This is a genomic window from Pseudoalteromonas sp. MBR-15 (assembly GCF_053628915.1).
In genome coordinates this window covers 21,320-39,519 of record NZ_JBRJHH010000011.1, presented here as the reverse complement: position 1 = coordinate 39,519, position 18,200 = coordinate 21,320, and the positions used below count along the sequence as shown (strand labels likewise).

The 18,200-nt window shown below is 42.4% G+C and carries 15 protein-coding genes; 8 read left to right on the top strand and 7 right to left on the bottom strand.

The window, feature by feature from the left end; translation table 11 throughout:
- Nucleotides 1–17 precede the first annotated feature (17 nt).
- Nucleotides 18–329: a 30S ribosomal protein S10 gene (gene rpsJ, locus ACSSVW_RS14800; RefSeq protein WP_002957900.1), complete on the bottom strand. Its 312-nt coding sequence runs from the start codon at nucleotides 327–329 to the stop codon at nucleotides 18–20.
- Between the two features lie 419 nt (nucleotides 330–748).
- Between rpsJ and plsB the strand changes: the two genes are divergently transcribed.
- Nucleotides 749–3,199 (top strand): glycerol-3-phosphate 1-O-acyltransferase PlsB, encoded by a 2,451-nt coding sequence (gene plsB / locus ACSSVW_RS14795; protein ID WP_454179575.1) that lies wholly within the window; start codon nucleotides 749–751, stop codon nucleotides 3,197–3,199.
- On the opposite strand, the gene tesB is transcribed toward plsB, so the two are convergent.
- Nucleotides 3,196–4,053 carry an acyl-CoA thioesterase II gene (gene tesB, locus ACSSVW_RS14790; RefSeq protein ID WP_036974222.1) on the bottom strand — a complete coding sequence of 286 codons (858 nt, stop codon included), beginning with the start codon at nucleotides 4,051–4,053 and terminating at the stop codon, nucleotides 3,196–3,198. The two genes, plsB and tesB, sit on opposite strands and share 4 nt — an antisense overlap.
- Nucleotides 4,054–4,132: 79 nt before the next feature.
- Between tesB and ACSSVW_RS14785 the strand changes: the two genes are divergently transcribed.
- Together ACSSVW_RS14785 and ACSSVW_RS14780 are read left to right on the top strand one after the other, a co-directional pair.
- Entirely contained in the window at nucleotides 4,133–4,594 is a 462-nt protein-coding gene (locus ACSSVW_RS14785; protein ID WP_036974223.1) for an EVE domain-containing protein, read from the top strand.
- A gap of 85 nt (nucleotides 4,595–4,679) precedes the next feature.
- A complete protein-coding gene (locus tag ACSSVW_RS14780) occupies nucleotides 4,680–5,711 on the top strand; it encodes a hypothetical protein (protein ID WP_036974225.1) in 1,032 nt (343 codons plus the stop codon).
- Nucleotide 5,712: 1 nt separating this feature from the next.
- Here ACSSVW_RS14780 and ACSSVW_RS14775 read toward each other — a convergent pair whose 3' ends face one another.
- Nucleotides 5,713–5,919, bottom strand: a complete 207-nt coding sequence (locus tag ACSSVW_RS14775; protein ID WP_036974228.1) for a PLDc N-terminal domain-containing protein — start codon at nucleotides 5,917–5,919, stop codon at nucleotides 5,713–5,715.
- On the bottom strand, nucleotides 5,919–6,986 hold the full coding sequence (locus tag ACSSVW_RS14770) for an ion channel (RefSeq protein WP_454179574.1): 1,068 nt from the start codon (nucleotides 6,984–6,986) through the stop codon (nucleotides 5,919–5,921). Before ACSSVW_RS14770 ends, ACSSVW_RS14775 begins: the two co-directional genes overlap by 1 nt.
- 146 nt (nucleotides 6,987–7,132) lie before the next feature.
- Between ACSSVW_RS14770 and ACSSVW_RS14765 the strand changes: the two genes are divergently transcribed.
- Complete coding sequence (locus ACSSVW_RS14765; RefSeq protein ID WP_036974232.1) at nucleotides 7,133–8,083, top strand: chemotaxis protein CheV; 951 nt, start codon at nucleotides 7,133–7,135, stop codon at nucleotides 8,081–8,083.
- Nucleotides 8,084–8,190: 107 nt separating this feature from the next.
- The gene (locus ACSSVW_RS14760) at nucleotides 8,191–9,504 is read left to right on the top strand and encodes a short-chain fatty acid transporter (protein ID WP_421419178.1); all 1,314 of its coding nucleotides are present in this window, start codon (nucleotides 8,191–8,193) and stop codon (nucleotides 9,502–9,504) included.
- A 78-nt stretch (nucleotides 9,505–9,582) separates the two neighbouring features.
- On the opposite strand, the gene ACSSVW_RS14755 is transcribed toward ACSSVW_RS14760, so the two are convergent.
- Nucleotides 9,583–10,599 carry a metalloprotease gene (locus tag ACSSVW_RS14755; RefSeq protein ID WP_421419177.1) on the bottom strand — a complete coding sequence of 339 codons (1,017 nt, stop codon included), beginning with the start codon at nucleotides 10,597–10,599 and terminating at the stop codon, nucleotides 9,583–9,585.
- Nucleotides 10,600–10,775: 176 nt separating this feature from the next.
- On the opposite strand from ACSSVW_RS14755, the gene ACSSVW_RS14750 reads away from it, so the two are divergent.
- Nucleotides 10,776–11,996 carry an EAL domain-containing response regulator gene (locus ACSSVW_RS14750; protein ID WP_036974238.1) on the top strand — a complete coding sequence of 407 codons (1,221 nt, stop codon included), beginning with the start codon at nucleotides 10,776–10,778 and terminating at the stop codon, nucleotides 11,994–11,996.
- On the opposite strand, the gene ACSSVW_RS14745 is transcribed toward ACSSVW_RS14750, so the two are convergent.
- Complete coding sequence (locus ACSSVW_RS14745; protein ID WP_036974240.1) at nucleotides 11,993–13,057, bottom strand: hemolysin family protein; 1,065 nt, start codon at nucleotides 13,055–13,057, stop codon at nucleotides 11,993–11,995. The genes ACSSVW_RS14750 and ACSSVW_RS14745 overlap by 4 nt on opposite strands.
- Before the next feature lie 145 nt (nucleotides 13,058–13,202).
- Between ACSSVW_RS14745 and ACSSVW_RS14740 the strand changes: the two genes are divergently transcribed.
- Nucleotides 13,203–15,698 carry a prolyl oligopeptidase family serine peptidase gene (locus ACSSVW_RS14740; protein WP_454179573.1) on the top strand — a complete coding sequence of 832 codons (2,496 nt, stop codon included), beginning with the start codon at nucleotides 13,203–13,205 and terminating at the stop codon, nucleotides 15,696–15,698.
- A 165-nt stretch (nucleotides 15,699–15,863) separates the two neighbouring features.
- On the top strand, nucleotides 15,864–16,568 hold the full coding sequence (locus tag ACSSVW_RS14735) for a response regulator transcription factor (RefSeq protein WP_036974296.1): 705 nt from the start codon (nucleotides 15,864–15,866) through the stop codon (nucleotides 16,566–16,568).
- A gap of 96 nt (nucleotides 16,569–16,664) precedes the next feature.
- Here ACSSVW_RS14735 and ACSSVW_RS14730 read toward each other — a convergent pair whose 3' ends face one another.
- On the bottom strand, nucleotides 16,665–18,176 hold the full coding sequence (locus ACSSVW_RS14730) for a YifB family Mg chelatase-like AAA ATPase (protein WP_074989643.1): 1,512 nt from the start codon (nucleotides 18,174–18,176) through the stop codon (nucleotides 16,665–16,667).
- Nucleotides 18,177–18,200: the final 24 nt, after the last annotated feature.

Here is an 18,200-nt window from a genome sequence, read left to right as displayed (position 1 = left end):
CCTCTCTAATCTTCCGATTAACCCAGGCTGATTTGAACATCAACACCAGCAGCAAGATCTAAACGCATAAGCGCGTCAACAGTCTTGTCAGTTGGTTCTACGATGTCGATCAGACGTTTATGGGTGCGGATTTCGTACTGATCACGCGCGTCTTTGTTAACGTGCGGTGAAGTTAGTACAGTAAAACGTTCAAAGCGTGTAGGTAGTGGGATTGGACCACGTACTTGTGCGCCAGTGCGTTTCGCAGTTTCCACGATTTCCGCCGTTGATTGGTCAATCAAACGGTGGTCAAAAGCTTTTAGGCGAATACGAATGCGTTGATTTGACATTCTTAAACCTCAATATAAAGAGCATTTAAAAAGAGCATAAAAAAACGACCGAAACAATCTTACTAACTAAGATGTCGGCTGTTCTCTTATATCTACGTTGAACTCCAAATCGGAGTTCCTGTTTTATTAGCTTGAAATCCAAGCTTAATGTTCCTTCCAAGTTCCCGAGGGAATTTTGAAAGCCTGCGTATTATAGTGAGATTGGTGATAAATGCAACAACTTTTTAGGATTAAAACGAATAAAGTCTGCTTTGTATAATATTTCAGTTAAATTCAGTTAAGCTATGTCTTTGCTTTACTATAGTTAATTTGAATAAACCCAAAAGCCACACTATGGCAATGGTCAGTCCAGTTAATAATTGCTATTCTATGGCGCTTTTTTTGTTTCTATTATTACTCTTAATTACTTTGGTGAGTTAATGCGTATCATTAATCGTTGTTTAAATATCATTTCTGCCGGTATGAACCGCTTATTTGTTAAAAGTAAGGTCTTGCCAGAAAACCCGATTGAGCAATATAACCTAAACCCCGCCAACCCGACCTTTTATATTGTTAGACTCAATGCGCGCTCTGATTTAGCGGCACTCGCACGCGTGTGTAAAAAATACGGCTTACCAAGTCCAACAGAAGAGCAGCTTTTGGGTAATAAAGAGCTTGATCGTTTTATTGGTATTCAAAACCCGCCGCCTCTGTTTGGTAATAAAAGTAAACCCAGTAATGCACTTCACCAAGGCAAACACATTATTGACCACCTAATGCACTCAGGTGAGAAAAACGTACAGGTTATCCCGGTTACTATTTTATGGGGTCGTAACCCAGGTAAAGAAAAGCCAGGTTTAGGTACATTGGTATCACACTCACTTACGCCAAGCTGGTTTCGTAAGTTCTTTGTCATTTTGTTTTCAGGTCGTGACAACTTTATTCGCTTTAGCCAACCGCTCGACTTATCGCTCTTGGTAAACGAAAAAGCCGATGTTGATGAACTGCCACATAAATTGCTACGTGTTGCTCGCGTGCACTTCCGTCGTCAGAAACTGGCAGCTACCGGGCCAAAAATGCCCTCACGTGAGCAGTTGTTTAATTCGCTGCTTGCCTCGCCAACCATCAAAAAAGCCATTCAAGTTGAGGCGAAAGAAAAAAACATTAGCCAAAATGAAGCGCGTCAAAATGCGCTTAAATTATTAGACGAGATCGCTGCTAACTACAGTGACGCGACTATTCGTGTTGCCGATCGTATTTTGACGTGGCTGTGGAATAAGTTGTATAACGGCATCGATATTAAATTTTCTGAGCAAGTCCATGAGCTAACCGACAAAGGCCACGAGATTATCTATATGCCTTGTCACCGCTCGCATATGGATTACTTATTACTGACCTATTCGATTTACCATTTAGGCTTAGTACCGCCGCACATTGCAGCGGGCATCAACTTAAACTTTTTCCCTGCAGGTGGCGTATTCCGCCGCAGTGGTGCATTTTTCATTCGTCGCTCATTCGCGGGCAATAAATTGTACTCCTCTGTATTTAAAGAGTACCTAAGCCAGTTATTCATTAAAGGCTACTCAGTAAAGTTTTATACAGAAGGTGGTCGCAGTCGTACAGGTCGTTTATTACCACCTAAAACGGGTATGTTAGCAATGACATTGCAAGCGATGCTGCGCGGTATCGATCGCCCTATTTCGATTGTGCCCGTTTACATTGGTTATGAGCACGTAATGGAGATTAATACGTATTTAAAAGAGCTGGCAGGTAACGACAAAAAAGGCGAATCCGTATTAGGGATTTTTAAGGCCATTAAAAACCTTAAAAACTATGGCCGTGGCTACTTAAACTTTGGCGACCCCATTTCGATAAACCAATACCTTAATGAGCAGCAACCTGATTGGCGTGAATCGATTCACCCAACAGATGTACAAAAACCACACTGGTTGGGCCCACAAGTCGCTAATCTTGCAGACAAAGTGATGGTTAATATCAATAGCGCTGCGGCGCTTAATGCGGTGAATTTGTTAGCGATGATCTTACTGGTTAACGATAAACATGCGCTGAGTAAACCCAAACTGATTGCCCAACTTGAGTTCTACTTGCACCTGCAACGTAGTGCAAGCTATAGCGACAAAGTGACCACCCCCAATGAAAGCGCAGAGCAGCTGTTAGAGCATGCATTAGAACTGAATAAATTTGATGTGATCAGCGACGAATTTGGCGAAATCATTGCAATTAACGATAAAGAAAAAACGCTGTTTAACTATTATCGTAATAATGTGTTGCACTTGTTCGCTGTTCCCAGCTTACTGGCACTGCATTTATTTAAAACACACAAAACGACTCTGGCTGATTGCCAAGCCGTGATTACACGCTTTTACCCGCTATTTGCCAAAGAGTGGTTCTTACATGAGTTAGATAAAAACTACATTACTCGCGTTCTTGCCAGCTTTGTTGATCAAGACTTAATTGAAATCGATGGCAATAATATCAAAGTGACAAACAGCAACGACTGCTTAGCAAAACTCGAAATGCTAGGGCGTGCCTTGAGCTTAACCTTGCAGCGTTATGCAATCGTGGTTGGCTTTATTCAAACCAGTAAGGGGATTGAGCGAGAAGAGCTTGAGCACGAAAGCCAAGTATTAGCAGAGCGTTTAGGCACGCTGCATGGCATTAAAACCCCTGAGTTTTTTGATAAAAAAGTACTTATCGGGTTTATTTCAAGCTTACGTGAGCAAAAGTTAATTACCGAAACAGAGCACGGTTTTACCGGTAGTAATGCACTTTGTGAAGTATATATGTATCTAAAAGCATTGCTGCCAGCACGTGTCTGGCAGTCAATTGATGACATAGTGCAAAGCCAAGCTACGCACTCAAAGGATTAGCGCTGGCGCATCACCCCTTCTTGGATCGTTGAGGCAACTAAGTTGCCTTGACGGTCAAAGAACTGCCCTCTCACCAAACCCCGTCCCGAGCTCGCACTTGGGCTATCAATCGAATATAAAATCCAATCATCAAGCCTAAACGGACGATGAAACCACATCGCATGGTCAATTGTCGCCACTTGCATATTAGGTTGCATAAACGACACGCCGTGCGGTTGTAAAGCCGTGGGTAAAAACTCAAAGTCCGATGCATACGCCAATAAATAATTATGAATGCGTTGGTCATCTGGCATCTCGCCATTGGCTTTAAACCAAATGTGCTTAACAGGTTCCATTACCTGAGGTTTAAATGGGTTATGAAACGTGACTGGGCGCATTTCAATCGGCACCTCACGAATAAATTTATTGCGGATCACCTCGGGTATATGCTCAGCATTCGCTTGGTAAAATTCAAGCGATGACTTAAGTTCTTCAGGCTGGGGGACATCTGGCATATGGGCTTGATGCGACAGCCCCTCTTCTTCCCCTTGAAATGACGCTGTCATATAAAAAATAGGTTTGCCATATTGAATCGCTTTCACGCGACGCGTACTAAAACTTTTACCATCACGAATATTTTCGACGTCATAAATGATTGGTTTTTCGGCATCACCAGGGCGTAAAAAATAGGAATGCAAAGAATGGACAATGCGCCCTTCTGGTAACGTTTCTTTGGCAGCCGACAAAGCTTGCCCCATAACTTGACCACCGAATACAGCACGAAACCCTAAATCTTGGCTTTGCCCTCGATACAAGCCTTGCTCAATTTCTTCTAACGATAGCAACGACAGTAAATCATCTAATACTTGGCTCATTTATTTATCCTCAATCCCGACAAGCGTTTAATGATACTATAGACTAATTGGAAGTAAATCTTTGTAAGGGCACCTAATTATGGCTTATTGGCTTTTTAAAACCGAACCTGATGCGTTTTCAATCAATGATTTAAAAAACGCGCCAAAGCAAACCTCAATGTGGGATGGTGTACGTAATTATCAAGCCCGTAACTTTATGCGTGATGGCATAAAAGCAGGGGATTTAGTGATGATTTATCACTCAAGCTGTAAACATGTAGGCGTTGCGGGCATTGGCGAAATAACACGTGAAGCCTATGCCGATCCAACGCAATTTGATTTAAGCAGTGACTACTATGATGCGAAGGCCACAGCAGAAAATCCACGTTGGTTTGTCGTTGATGTTACTTATAAAGCGCACCTTAACAAACTAGTGAGCTTACAAGCGATAAAAGCAAATGACGCCATCACTGACATAGCCCTAAAAAAAGGCGGGCGTTTATCAGTCATGCCCGTCACGGAGCATGATTGGCAACAAATAATCGCTATGAGTGAAAGCTAACATATTAAAGTCGCAGCCATTTTTATTAAATGGCTATTTTTGCTATAATGTGTCCCCTTTATTTTAGAGGTACCGTGGGGGATGTATGAAATTATTGTATTGGCTAGATGAATGGACCCAGCTCCCCCATGCAGAACAGCAAAAACAAGTGCCGTTCACGGGCGGCGACTTACTCGGTGATGTGTATGTGAAGTATCATATCATCGACGCCAGCAAACCTCTGCTATTTACCTTTTCTCCTGCAGGAACAAATTATCAAGAACATGATCTTACTGATGATTTCTCACCATGGGCCTACAAGCTTGCAAAAAAGCAAGATGTTAATATTATTGCCTTTCAACATTTAGGTATCAGTAACTGGTTTAGACACCGTAATTTATTATTTTTTATTGAGCAGTTAGCCCCCCTTATTGGCGGCTTTAAAGAACGCTTAGGCTATGGTTTAAGCCGAGGTGGCTTTGCAGTAGGTGCATTTGCTAATTTGTTGAAGCTCGATAAGGTGCTGCTATTTCACCCTGTCAGTACAAAAAATAAAGAAAAAGCGCCATGGGATGACCGTTCAAGTACTGATATCGCACAAAAATTTGATTGGGCAGGTGATTACCACGACGTAGATTTAGGGCAGGCTAAAGGTTACATTATTTATGACCCGACCAATCGAATTGACCGCGCTCATGCTAAACGGTATTCACAATTAACCCATTTACGGGTGTTTGGCATGGGTCACAGTGTTCATGCAACCTATTTAAATAAGTTTGGTTTTTATAAGGATGTAGCGGTGGATTTTATTCGCCATCAACAGGTTGATATTGCCCAGTTTCGCCAACAAACAAAAACCTTGCGCTTTAAAGAAGATTACTACCGACGCTTAAATAAAGCGAATAAAGGCTCTGCACACCGTTTAGCTTTGCTCAGTACCGCACATAATATTTTGATTGATGAAAAGGCTGAGCATCTCCAAGAGCAAAAGGAGGCTGTTGATGTACAGCCTCTGATTGATATAGCCATTAAGCACCAAGAGGCGCACCCTAAAGACGCGATAAAGTTACTCGAAGTCGCTCAGCAACTGTCGCCAGATGATCCATTGATTGAACATAAATTAAAGCAACTCAAGTAATCTAGCTTTTACCTTTACGGTGCTTTTTGACGTGCCCATGCTTGGGCACAATGGTCAGATACATAATCAAACCAAGCCACGAGAAAAAGATGATACCGATCAACCAGGCGTTCTTTTCGTGACCTTGCGTGCGCTTACTATTGAGTACAATGACCACAGGTAAAATGTAGGCACTGAGAACAATAATTAAAAACGCGACTTCATTCATTATTTCACCAAGGCCGGCCAATCAACTTCGTTGCTTAACACACGCTCAACAGCAATATAATGTAAAATATCGCCTTCACTAACGACATAGTCAAGCGGCGGATTTAAATCCATATCTTGCGCACTAAGATTATGGGCAACGCCCAATAAAATAGCGTCATGACTTTGCTTAAAATGATGAAATAAATTACCAAATGTCATTGATTGCACTCCCTTAGGAATTGGCAAACTGAACTGTGTATCACCATGTAAGGTTGATAATAGCTCTTCCTGAACACGGCTTGAGCCAGGGTCTTGCATAGAGCGTACAAGTATTTCAGCCGATTTTGCACTGCTGCACTCGACATTATGGCAATGCTCTAGCAACATTTCGATTTTTGTTTCATCATCAAAATGCGCGCTGATATGGCAGTGTTCATTCACTAATTTGCTGATACGTAACGCTGTAGTAAACGTTTGGTCGTCATCTTGACCATCTATAATAATTTTATCTGCGCGTTCAATCGCCACTCGTTTTAGCTCGTCAATGTCGGTAAAGCTGCTTAAACGGGCAAAATCGACGTGCGGGTTGGCTAAAAATGGATGCTCCATTTGCTCTGTCACAGCGAGCAGAATACGACGATCTAAACGTTTTTGATCTGCTAAAATATAGTCAATCATCTTTTTAGTCCGCGTGTCATGCCAGCCAAAAATAATGATGTGATTGTTAATATGTGCGAAGCTTTTATCACCCGTCATAGCGCGCCTAATTAAGTAAGTTACTGTTTGCCCTGTTTTTCCTAACAGAACGCCAAATAATGCTAAACCAAATGGTATTTGTAATATTGCAACAATCCAACGTCCCAATTCTGTACTGGCGCTAAAGTCGCCATACCCTACCGTTGACGTTGTCACAACATAATAATAAAAATAGGTGCTAAGTGGTGTTAAGGCCTGCTCGCCAACAAGCACAAGTAACCACCAAATAAGTAGCATGTGCAATAGGGTTGTTATTACCACAGCTTGCCAACTCACTTGGTCAATATGGCTGCGAATAATCACCACTAAACGATTAAATAGATGATGCATAATCCTTGCAAATAGTCGTAGAGGAATTTATCCGATACGGTACTTTAATGCTTAGCCTTTGGCAACTGATGGAAAATTACTAATGCGTAACAATGAAAATTAATAGTAGACTATACTTTCTCTGTATTTAGTATTTAGGGTGATATATGTCTGGTGTTTTAGCCTCAGTCGACAAACGCACGCAACTGGTCGGTGAAAACCGTTTAGAGCTATTGCTTTTTTACCTGCATAGCCGCCATCTATTTGCCCTCAATGTTTTTAAAGTCAAAGAAGTGGTAAAAATACCACATATAAGCAAAGTCCCCCACGCCCACCCTAAGGTTGCTGGCGTGGTCGATATTCGTGGCGAATCCATCCCCGTGATTGATTTACGCAAGGCAATTTGTATGCCTGATGCACAGCATATCGAAGATACCAACCTTGTAATTACTGAATATAACCGAACGGTGCAAGGCTTTTTGATTGGAAAGGTCGACCAAATCATCAACATGACATGGTCTGACATCATGCCACCGCCAACGGCGATTGGTAAAAATCACTACTTAACCGCACTCACTAAAATCAAACGCGATGGCCAAGAACACTTAGTGGAGATCATTGATGTTGAAAAAGTACTCGCTGAAATCATCGAATACGAAGTCAATATTTCTGACGACATTTTAGATCAAAGCATCGTTAATGAGTTTGCTGGTCGTAAAATACTGCATGCTGATGACTCTCCCACAGCCCGCAAGCAAGTGAGTGACACGCTCTCTCAACTTGGTATTGAAATTATCCCTGCACGTAACGGACTTGAAGCACTTAACATGCTGAAGAGGTGGGCAGATGAAGGTAAAGATGTTGAAAAAGAACTGCTGATGGTGATCACCGATGCAGAAATGCCCGCGATGGACGGTTACCGCCTTACACACGAAATTCGTAACGATAATCGTCTTAAAAACTTACACATTGTATTGAACACTTCACTCAGTGGTAGCTTTAATCAGGCGATGGTCGAAAAAGTCGGCTGTAATGCCTTTTTATCAAAGTTTCAGCCCATTTTACTGGTCGAAGAAGTGCAAGCACGACTAAAAGCGGTACTCGAACAGCAACCGTAACACTGCTTTTTCTAATACACCGAATACAGTCTCCTCGGTATCAATTTGCCAATTAGCTTCATTCATGATTAATTGGCACTATCGATTCAACGACAACAATAAAAACTATGCTAAATCGCGTTGCTAAACCATTTACCAAGCTGGTTGAACGTTATCTACCAGATCCATTTATTTTCGTCATTTTATTAACCTTGCTGAGCTTTATTGTGGCCAGTATTTTTACCCCCTCGTCCCCGGTGCAAGTATTAGCTGCGTGGGGAGGTGGTTTTTGGAACTTATTGCAATTTGCCATGCAAATGCTGCTGGTCTTACTAACAGGATATATGCTGGCAAGTACCCCTGTTATGCGACACCTGTTAACTGCGCTTGCGACGCTCGCGAATACCCCCGCTAAAGCAATCATACTAGTGACGTTAGTTTCTTTATTGGCAAGTTGGATAAACTGGGGATTTGGCTTGGTTATAGGGGCTTTATTTGCCAAAGCGATTGCCAAACAAACCCGGGTAGATTACCGACTACTGGTTGCCAGCGCTTATTCAGGCTTTATTGTCTGGCATGGTGGTTTAGCGGGTTCAGTACCGCTAACTATCGCCACCGATGGGCACTTTTCGGAACAAAGTATTGGGGTAATTGGCACTGAAAACACCGTCTTCGCAGGCTTTAATATTGCGATTGTGCTGGGTTTATTTATTATTATGCCATTGGTTAATCGCTACATGTTGCCAAACGAGAAAGACAGTGTGTATGTTGACCCAGCAAAACTTAACGATGAGCCCACGGCATCAGTAAAACCCACTCGCCCAGCCGAAGTGATTGAGCATAGTCGTATATTAGGTATCGGTATTGGCCTTGTTGGTCTTGGCTATCTATTTTATTACTTTGTGCTCAGTGGCGGTGGCTTAAACTTAAATAGTGTCATCGCTATTTTCCTGTTCAGCGCTATTTTACTGCATCAAACACCTCATAATTTACTGCAAAGCTTACAACAGGCGATCCCGAGTGGCGCAGGCATCGTGATTCAATTTCCATTTTATGCAGGGATTATGGCCATCATGGTCAAAACAGGACTTGCCCAACAAATATCTGAAGGGTTTATTGCCATTGCAACCACCGAATCACTGCCCTTTTGGAGCTTTTTAAGTGCGGGGTTTGTAAATATTTTTGTGCCATCTGGTGGAGGCCAATGGGCCGTTCAGGCACCAATCGTGATCCCGGCAGCACACGCACTCGGTGCCGACATACCTCGTGTAGCGATGGCCGTTGCGTGGGGTGATGCGTGGACTAACCTGATACAACCCTTTTGGGCACTCCCTGTGCTTGCCATTGCAGGCCTAAAAGCCAAAGACATCATGGGCTTTTGCTTGGTGCAATTGATCATCACGGGTATGTTTATTTCATTAATGTTGAGTTTTTATCCTTAAAAAGCAAAGCAGGAAGTGTAAAAACACTTCCTGCTTAGTCATTAGATTCACAAAAATATTCGCTCTGCTTTTGTAAACTTAACTCGATAAAATTTCCATTGGTAGGCTTAAAATTGCGCTTTCTGAATCGGCAAAGTGCATCATAACAGCCACATGCCCGGCAACAACAAGTGCATACATTACCGCTGAAAAGCCTTGGCCATAGGTGTCCAGAGGGATTAAATGCGAGTAATGACGCCCGCGCCATTCGAAGACAATTTCCAGCGCCCCGACAAATAAGAAAAACACCAACAGCATTAAGCCAAAGGTGTAACTTAACCATAAGCCAAATAACACCCCTAATAAACACACGCTTAAACCAATCCAAGATCGCATTGAAAAGCTAATACTTTTTAAAACATGGCCACCATCCAGCGGTAAAATTGGTAATAGGTTAAATAGATTAAGCAATGCACTCAGTACAGCAACACCGGCAAATATTTCCATTTCAGTGGCGTAATAAAGCACCACGCCGAGCACTGAGGTAATTAAACCAAATGCAGGCCCCATGAGTGAGATCACCACATCTTGCCAGCGCGTTGTTATTTTATCGTCGGATACAGCCAGTCCTCCAACAAAAGGGATAAGATAAATACCCTTGGTTTTAATACCAAAGTATTTCATGGCTCTAACATGACCATATTCATGCACCACTAAACAGGCAATCAGCATTAACGCAAACTCGATTGAGAATAGCCATGCATAGCCAGCAACTGACGCACCAGCGAGTGCCGCTTTGACGACCTTTGCACTTTTAAAGAGTTTAAATCCTAACGCGAGCAAACCGATGATGCCACGTTTTGGCTCAGCCTCTTGCATAGCGGGTAATGCAAGTTGACTCACCCACTGTTGATTTACATAAACACCCAAGCTTTTATCGTGCACGGTGCTGGTATCTAACCCGATACGCTGCCCTTGAAAATCAAACTCATACATTTGTTGTTCTGGGTTCTCGAACGCAATCGCTTGTTGTTGATGAAATAATTGCACTAACTGCGCGCCCTTTAAATGCAATGTAAAGGTTTCATTTGCTAAGCTCAGCTGAAGTCTGATCATAATCTATTTAACGGCTAATAAGGAGTGTGGCTATTATACTGAGGCGGCGCTAAATTACGAATTAACTCTTGCGGCCCTTGTTGTGATTATTTACATCAATACACAAGTAAAAAACATGACGAAATAGCATTTTTCTACTACTTTTAACTAAAGCATTTCTTGTTCATGGAGTGAATATGGTGAAGTCAGCACGGCATATACTCGTAGTCGATGATTCTAAAGCGATTCTTATCGTTATGCAGGCCATTTTAAATGAGCTTGAAGTTCCTCATGTCACAACCTGCTTAAGTGCTTGCGAAGCCTTAGAGAAAATAAAAAAAGCCCCGCATTATTTTGATGCCGTCTTCACTGATTTAAATATGCCTGATATGGATGGTATGGAGCTTATGCGTCATTTAGGCGCAATGAAATACCATGGTGCGATCGCAATCATTTCTGAAATGGACCCTAAAGTCATCGATTTAGCGGCTGACCTTGCACGTAAACACAACGCGCATCTTATTGGCAATATTTCAAAACCCGTGCAACTGAATCAAGTTTACTTACTACTCCAAAAACTTGAGCATTTTTCGATTCATGTCGAACGAACAAAATCCCCGATTTCGGAGTCACTTTTACTGCATGCTATTAGCCACAATGAAGTCGTGCCATTTTATCAACCAAAAATTAATCGCCATGACAATCGGGTTGAAAGTATTGAAGTGCTGGCACGAATTAACACCAGTAAAGAAGATGATATCGTTTTACCCGAACGCTTTATCTGTATTGCCGAAGATTTAGATCTTATTAACCTTATTACTTTTCAATTATTTGAAAAGGCGACGAGCGACTTTTCTGAAATTAAAGAGCACTTTGAACCAAATTTAAAACTGGCTTTTAATTTATCGCCTTCACAGCTTGAAGACTTAAGCTGCCCAGATAAACTAGCCCTCATTTTGCACTTAAACAATTTATCGCCAAGCGAAGTGATTTTAGAAATTACAGAGCAGTATGCACTTCGTAGTGCCGCACAACTCGAAACCCTAAACCGCCTTAGAATGCGTGGCTTTGGTATTTCGCTCGATGATTTTGGGACCGGCTTCACCAACGTGCAACAACTTAAAACCCTGCCTTTTACAGAGATAAAAATAGACAGGACACTAATCAGTAATATTGAAACTGATCAGTTTTCACAAGTTATCGTCAGTAGCTTAGTAAATATTGCGATTCAAGAAGACTTAGCCATTGTGGCTGAGGGGATAGAGCGCGTAGAAGAGCTTGACTACCTAGACCGCTATAAAGAATTTATCTTAATGCAGGGGTTTTTACTTTGCCGCCCGAAAGCCAAAGAAGACTTTTTAAATTGGTCATTTTCATGGCGGCAAATGGTTAAAACCGCAGCGGGGTATCGCCGCTAAGGCTCACGTTTATCGTCGCTAACAATCGTATTACTGCTCTCTAAACGCTGCCGCCAGCGCTGCTTTGCCTCTTTTTGCATATTGGCAGATTGGTCATGTTCGTCAACGATTTCAAGCCCCATTAAGGCCTCAATTAAATCTTCCAATGTCACAATGCCTTGAATATCACCATATTCATCAACCACTAAGCAAATATGAACACGTTGCGATAATAAGGTTTCAAGCAAAGTAGGCACATGCAAGGTTTCTGGCACCGTATAAATAGGCTTGACCAGCTTGCTAATTTTGTAGTCTTCACCCAAGCGATGGTAAGCAAGCATAATATCGTTTTTATGTACAAAACCAATAATGTCATCGCCATTTTTATCGTATACCAACACCCTAGAAAATGACGATGAACCATATTCCGATAAATACTGATTCACTGTAATATCTTTGTGTACTTTAAAAAGCACAGTGCGCGGCGTCATTAATGTATCAAGTTTGGCATGGCGAAAATGCAATAAACTGCGAATAATCTCAGACTCATCTTGTCTAAGTGCCCCAGATTCAGTGCCTATATCTGCCATTGCTTCAATTTCTTGGCGTATATAATATGCTTCATCGTAATTGCGCCCTAAAAAGCGCGTTAAGATATCCGCAAACCAAACAAAGGGTTTTAAGATAAAGACTAAACCCACCAGGCTTACGCTTACGATGGGGGTTAAAGCACGCCAGTAATTAGCACCTAATGTTTTTGGAATAATTTCGGATAACACGAGCACCAGTAGTGTCATTATTGCTGAAGCAATGCCGACAGCCGCATCCGAAAAAACCACCGCGGCTTGCGCACCAACACCCGCAGCACCTGCAGTATGAGCAATCGTATTTAAAGTTAAAATAGCCGCCAATGGTTGATCTATATTGTCTTTCAACTTAGCAACACGCTCAGCTAAAAGAGGTTGCTGTTTTCGTATTAAAGCAACATAGCTTGGCGTAATGCTTAGTAACACAGCCTCCATTACTGAGCATAAAAAAGAAACGGTAATTGCCACCAGCATGTATACAAGTAATAGTGTCACTGTGCGCCCTCAGCTTTAATGAAGTGCCTCACCTTAACAAGTGTTTACACGAAGCTCAATCCATTCTGCATTCTAACGCAGCACACTTTTTGACATTTTTGCTGCGTGTTATATTGGCCTAAACCACCATTTAATAGGCTAAATCATGATGTTTACAACAACTTGGCTGAGTAAGCGCGCTCGCTTAAAAACAGCACTCAGCGCTGTGGCACTGTGCACTTTAACAAGCACAGCAATGGCTGCTGCCATTGATAAGTCTGCAATACAATTTATTGGCCCACTTAGCGATGACATGCAACTTAAGCCCTATCAAACCGAGCACCGCGATGCCATCATCGCCAATCTACTGCCACACTTACAAAAAAATACCCCCCGTGTACGTGTCTTTGGTGATGAACAAGATTGGCAAGCATTTGATAAAGTAAGTGCCCTTACTTTAGGGGGCCTGCAAGCCCTAAAATTCACAGCGTCAGCCGAACGTTTTAGTCAAGGTAAGTTATCGTTAAAGGGGATCGAAAACGCCCAGTTATTTATTAACGGCGAAAAACAGACTGAAAAAGATAAAACTTATGAATTGGCATTGAGTCAAGGCGACCATCAAATAGTGATCATCACAGAGCAAGTGCCTAATTGGCATGATGTTGCCATTGATTTTGAAGCTAAATCAGAGGAAAGCGCTCTGACCTTTTCAGCAAAAGAGCAGCATGGTTTATCGGCAAAGCAATTATTTGATGCACCAACGATAAGCTACATTTCTATGTCACCAAATGGCGCTCATTTTTTGACGAGTACACGCCATTACGACGATAAATCAGCAAACCAAGCTCTGTATGTCACTGAGTTAAAAAACGCTAAAAATAAGACTATTTATCGTTTTGAATCAGCGCAGCCTAGCAATATAACTTGGAGCCCAGACGGTTCAAGCTTGGTGTATTTAATCGAGGGCGAGCTTAAGCGCTTAAATTTAGAAACACTGCAACTCACTGTCATAGCTAAGCATCTTGCAGGCGCAAATGGGTTTCAATTTTACAATAATGACAGCTTAATTTTTAGTTGGTCAAAATCACCCAGCGACGATGGAAAACTCACCAAGCACTATCAAGGGCTTCAAGACCGTTGGTCTTATGCGCGTACCACGTCACAAGTGTACTTACTCGATATAAGCACAGGATTAAGTAAAATTTTAAGTCAAGGCCCGCTGAGCCATTCACTTGAAGACTTCGATGCTCAACAAGGTGTTGTGTTAATGAGTCGCTCAGCCCAAGCTATGAACCGTTCGCCAGAACCCGCGACTGAACTTGTTGAGCTAAATATTGCCTCTGCAACGAGTAATGTACTTGGCCAATTTAAAACCTTTAATCAAGCAAAATACACCGACGACGGTATTTATGTTACAGCTGGCCCTGACTTCAGAGATGGCCTTGGCCGTAATTTACCCGAAGGCATGCTTGCCAATAATTACGATGGGCAACTTTACTTACTTAGCCGCGATGGCAAAAAAGCGACGGCACTAAGCAAAGAGTTTGACCCGGCGATAGGCCAACTTACGGTGCTTGCAAATGGCGATGCACTGTTAAAAGTGACTGAGCAAGATACTGTGCAATTATATCAATACGATTTAAGCAAAAAACGTTTTAACAACGTGAATACGGGCTTTGATGTTGTTGAGCAATTTAGTTTCTCAGACGAGCGTAACCCTACTCTGCTTGTTACAGGCACCACAGCATCAACACCACAACAACTTAAGCAACTCACTGTAGGTAAAAGTCGTACTAAGGTGCTGTGGGACTCCACACCAATTAGCTACCAACACACTGATATTGCAGCACTTGAAGAGTTTAATTTCATTAACCCTGAAGGTGTAGAAATTAAAGGTCGCGTGTACTTGCCGCATAATTTAGATAAGAGTAAACAATACCCTGCTTTGGTTTACTACTATGGCGGTACATCACCGGTGACGCGTGGCTTTACTGGGCGTTACCCTTTTAACCTGTGGGCGGAACATGGTTATGTGGTTTACGTTATTCAACCAACAGGTGCAACGGGATTTGGCCAAGAGTTTTCGGCTAAACACGTTAATGCATGGGGTGAATACACCGCAAACGATATTATTAATGGCACACGAGCATTTCTTAACCAGTATCCGTTTGTCGATAGTAAACGCGTTGGTAACTTAGGCGCCTCATACGGCGGCTTTATGACCATGCTGCTGGCGACAAAAACAGATATGTTTAGTGCCTCTATTGCACATGCGGGAATTTCAAATATCACGTCTTATTGGGGCCAAGGTTGGTGGGGATATTTATACTCAGCTGAAGCATCTAAAAATAGCTACCCGTGGAATAACCCGCAACTTTATAGCCAACACAGTCCCGTGTTTCATGCTGACAAAGTAACAACGCCGCTATTACTACTTCACGGTGACTCAGATACCAATGTACCGGTTGGTGAAAGCCACAATATGTACACGGCATTAAAGTTATTAGGTAAAGATGTTGATCTGATTGAATATAAAGGTGCAGATCACCAAATATTTGCCCGTGACAAACGCTTTGATTGGTGGAATACGATGCTGGCTTATTTCGATAAAAACTTAAAAGATCAGCCTCAATGGTGGCAGTATCTTTACCCTGAAAAATAACAAAAAAACATCACTGAGTACCTGCAAAGGTACTCAGCTTTTTACAAATATATAAAAGCTAAGCCATTAAATTGTAAGAAACAGTTACAAACCGCTCCATTGCACTTCTCAGCCTTTACCATACAGTGCTAACATAACAGCAAATCAAGTATGAAATTAAAGCGAATGACTATTCAAGTTTTATTGGTTGAAGACGACGAGCTTCTCGTTAAACGCATTCTCAATCATTTTAAAGAGACTGAATTTAATATTGAGGTAGATTCAACGGGAGCCGATGCTTTAAGCATCGTGCAATCACGTGCCTCTCTACAAGATGCAATTTCTCTGGCAGTGATCGACATAGTCTTACCCAAGCGCGATGGTTTGTTACTTGCCAAAGAGCTCAATGCACTGACCAATATTGGTGTAATTGTTTTATCTAGTCGTGACTCACAAGCCGATCGTATTGCAGGCCTTGCTCAAGGCGCTGATGATTATATTTGTAAACCGGTTGACCTGCTTGAACTTGAGCTAAGAATGCGCGCCCTTTACAAACGTTTAAAAGGCTCACAACACGACGATGAAAGTGAAGAGTTTATAGAATATGCCGACTTTAAGCTGCACCCTGACAATCGCACTTTGATCACCCCAAGTGGCGAAGAGTCTCGCCTCACTGAAGCTGAACATAAAGTGCTTATTTGCTTGATTGCCAACGCAGGAAAAGCAACCTCTCGAGAGAAAATATCTGAAGAGATTGGGCAACCCGACTGGAGCCCAAGTGACCGTACCGTCGATGTGTTAATTGGCCGTTTGCGTAAAAAGCTCAGTGACGAAAAAGACCAAAAACGCATCGTAACTGTTCGTGGTAAAGGTTATATGCTTTCTATTTAGGTATACACAGCGCCTAAATGACTCATTGTTTATAAACATACCACCTAACACGGTGACGCTTGCTAAAACACGTAAAGTATTGAATAAAGAATCGATTTAAAATTGTGTTAATTGGCTTATTAGGCGCTCAAAGGCACGATAATTTAATGCCTCTTTTAATTCGCTTAAGGTGATCGTTGGTTGCTCTTTTAAGTCACTAATTGTTCGGGCAACTTTAATAACACGATGATAAGAACGTGGTGACAGCGCCAGTTTTTCACTGGCTCTCGCTAAAAACTGCAACTCTGCAGCTGCAAGCTCACAATATCGACTCATTTCTTTATTGTTCAATCGTGCATTCACTTTACCTTGCCGTGCATGCTGAAGCGCATGCGCTCGCTCCACACGTTTACGTACTTGCTGACTGCTCTCTTCTGGTTCGGTACTTTGCAATTGAGCGCTGGTAAGTCGTGGTAATTCAATTTGTAAATCTATTCGGTCAATAAACGGACCCGATACACGAGATAAATAGCGCAATACTTGATCTGGTGTCGCACGCTTGTCGGTATGGCTTCCCGTTGGGCTGGGATTAAGTGCAGCTATAAGCTGAAATTGAGAAGGAAACTCCATTTGCCTCGCAGCCCTTGATATTGTTACGACCCCAGTTTCCATTGGCTCACGAAGCGAGTCTAGCACTTTACGCTCAAACTCAGGGAGCTCATCCAAAAATAACACGCCGTTGTGTGCCAGTGAAATTTCACCGGGCTTCGGGTTCGATGACCCTCCAACCAGCGCGACTGCCGAACAAGTATGATGTGGATTTCGAAAGGGACGCTCTCGCCACTTAGATAAATCAACAGACTGACCAATAATAGAATAAAGCGCCGCGGTGCTAATTGCTTCATCATCCGACATGGTCGGCATAATGCTTGGCATTCGCTGTGCTAGCATCGATTTACCCGTGCCTGGCGGGCCTAAAAAAAGCAAGTTATGGCCACCCGCAGCCGCGATTTCTAACACACGCTTGGCACCAGGTTGGCCTTTAACATCACTTAAATCATAGATTGAATCGCGTTCTATTTGTTGCTCTGGGTACTCAATATTAAGCGGTAAGGGCTGCTGATTCAGTAAGTCGTTCCATACATCTTGAATAGAATAAATCGCTTTACGTGACACACCAGAAACAAGACTGGCTAAGGTGTCGTTTTCCGCTGGTAAAAAACAGCACCGACCCTTTTCTTTCGCTCCTAATACGGAGGGTAAAATAGCATTCACTCCCCTTACTTCACCATTTAAGGCCAGCTCACCATAAAACTCATAGCGATGAATATCAGGGCACACTATTTGCCCTGATGCCACTAAAATCCCAACGGCAATGGCTAAGTCAAAGCGCCCTCCGTCTTTGGGTAGGTCAGCGGGCGCAAGGTTAACAGTGATGCGCTGATCGGGAAAACCAAATTGTGAGTTTTCAAGCGCACTACGCACTCTATCTTTAGCCTCTTTTACAGAGGCTTCAGGTAAACCAACAATATGAAAAGCAGGTAAGCCATTCCCTAAATGCACTTCGACAATGACTTCTGGAGCTTGCACTCCTACTTGAGCACGAGAGAAAATCCGAGCTAATGACACGTTCCGTTGTCCCTGTAATGTATC

What these genes read in the sequence shown, in the direction of transcription:
- rpsJ (WP_002957900.1), bottom strand. Translation starts at nt 329, where the DNA reads ATGTCAAATCAACGCATTCGTATTCGCCTAAAAGCTTTTGACCACCGT.
- plsB (WP_454179575.1), top strand. Translation starts at nt 749, where the DNA reads ATGCGTATCATTAATCGTTGTTTAAATATCATTTCTGCCGGTATGAAC.
- tesB (WP_036974222.1), bottom strand. Translation starts at nt 4,053, where the DNA reads ATGAGCCAAGTATTAGATGATTTACTGTCGTTGCTATCGTTAGAAGAA.
- ACSSVW_RS14785 (WP_036974223.1), top strand. Translation starts at nt 4,133, where the DNA reads ATGGCTTATTGGCTTTTTAAAACCGAACCTGATGCGTTTTCAATCAAT.
- ACSSVW_RS14780 (WP_036974225.1), top strand. Translation starts at nt 4,680, where the DNA reads ATGAAATTATTGTATTGGCTAGATGAATGGACCCAGCTCCCCCATGCA.
- ACSSVW_RS14775 (WP_036974228.1), bottom strand. Translation starts at nt 5,919, where the DNA reads ATGAATGAAGTCGCGTTTTTAATTATTGTTCTCAGTGCCTACATTTTA.
- ACSSVW_RS14770 (WP_454179574.1), bottom strand. Translation starts at nt 6,986, where the DNA reads ATGCATCATCTATTTAATCGTTTAGTGGTGATTATTCGCAGCCATATT.
- ACSSVW_RS14765 (WP_036974232.1), top strand. Translation starts at nt 7,133, where the DNA reads ATGTCTGGTGTTTTAGCCTCAGTCGACAAACGCACGCAACTGGTCGGT.
- ACSSVW_RS14760 (WP_421419178.1), top strand. Translation starts at nt 8,191, where the DNA reads ATGCTAAATCGCGTTGCTAAACCATTTACCAAGCTGGTTGAACGTTAT.
- ACSSVW_RS14755 (WP_421419177.1), bottom strand. Translation starts at nt 10,599, where the DNA reads ATGATCAGACTTCAGCTGAGCTTAGCAAATGAAACCTTTACATTGCAT.
- ACSSVW_RS14750 (WP_036974238.1), top strand. Translation starts at nt 10,776, where the DNA reads ATGGTGAAGTCAGCACGGCATATACTCGTAGTCGATGATTCTAAAGCG.
- ACSSVW_RS14740 (WP_454179573.1), top strand. Translation starts at nt 13,203, where the DNA reads ATGATGTTTACAACAACTTGGCTGAGTAAGCGCGCTCGCTTAAAAACA.
- ACSSVW_RS14735 (WP_036974296.1), top strand. Translation starts at nt 15,864, where the DNA reads ATGACTATTCAAGTTTTATTGGTTGAAGACGACGAGCTTCTCGTTAAA.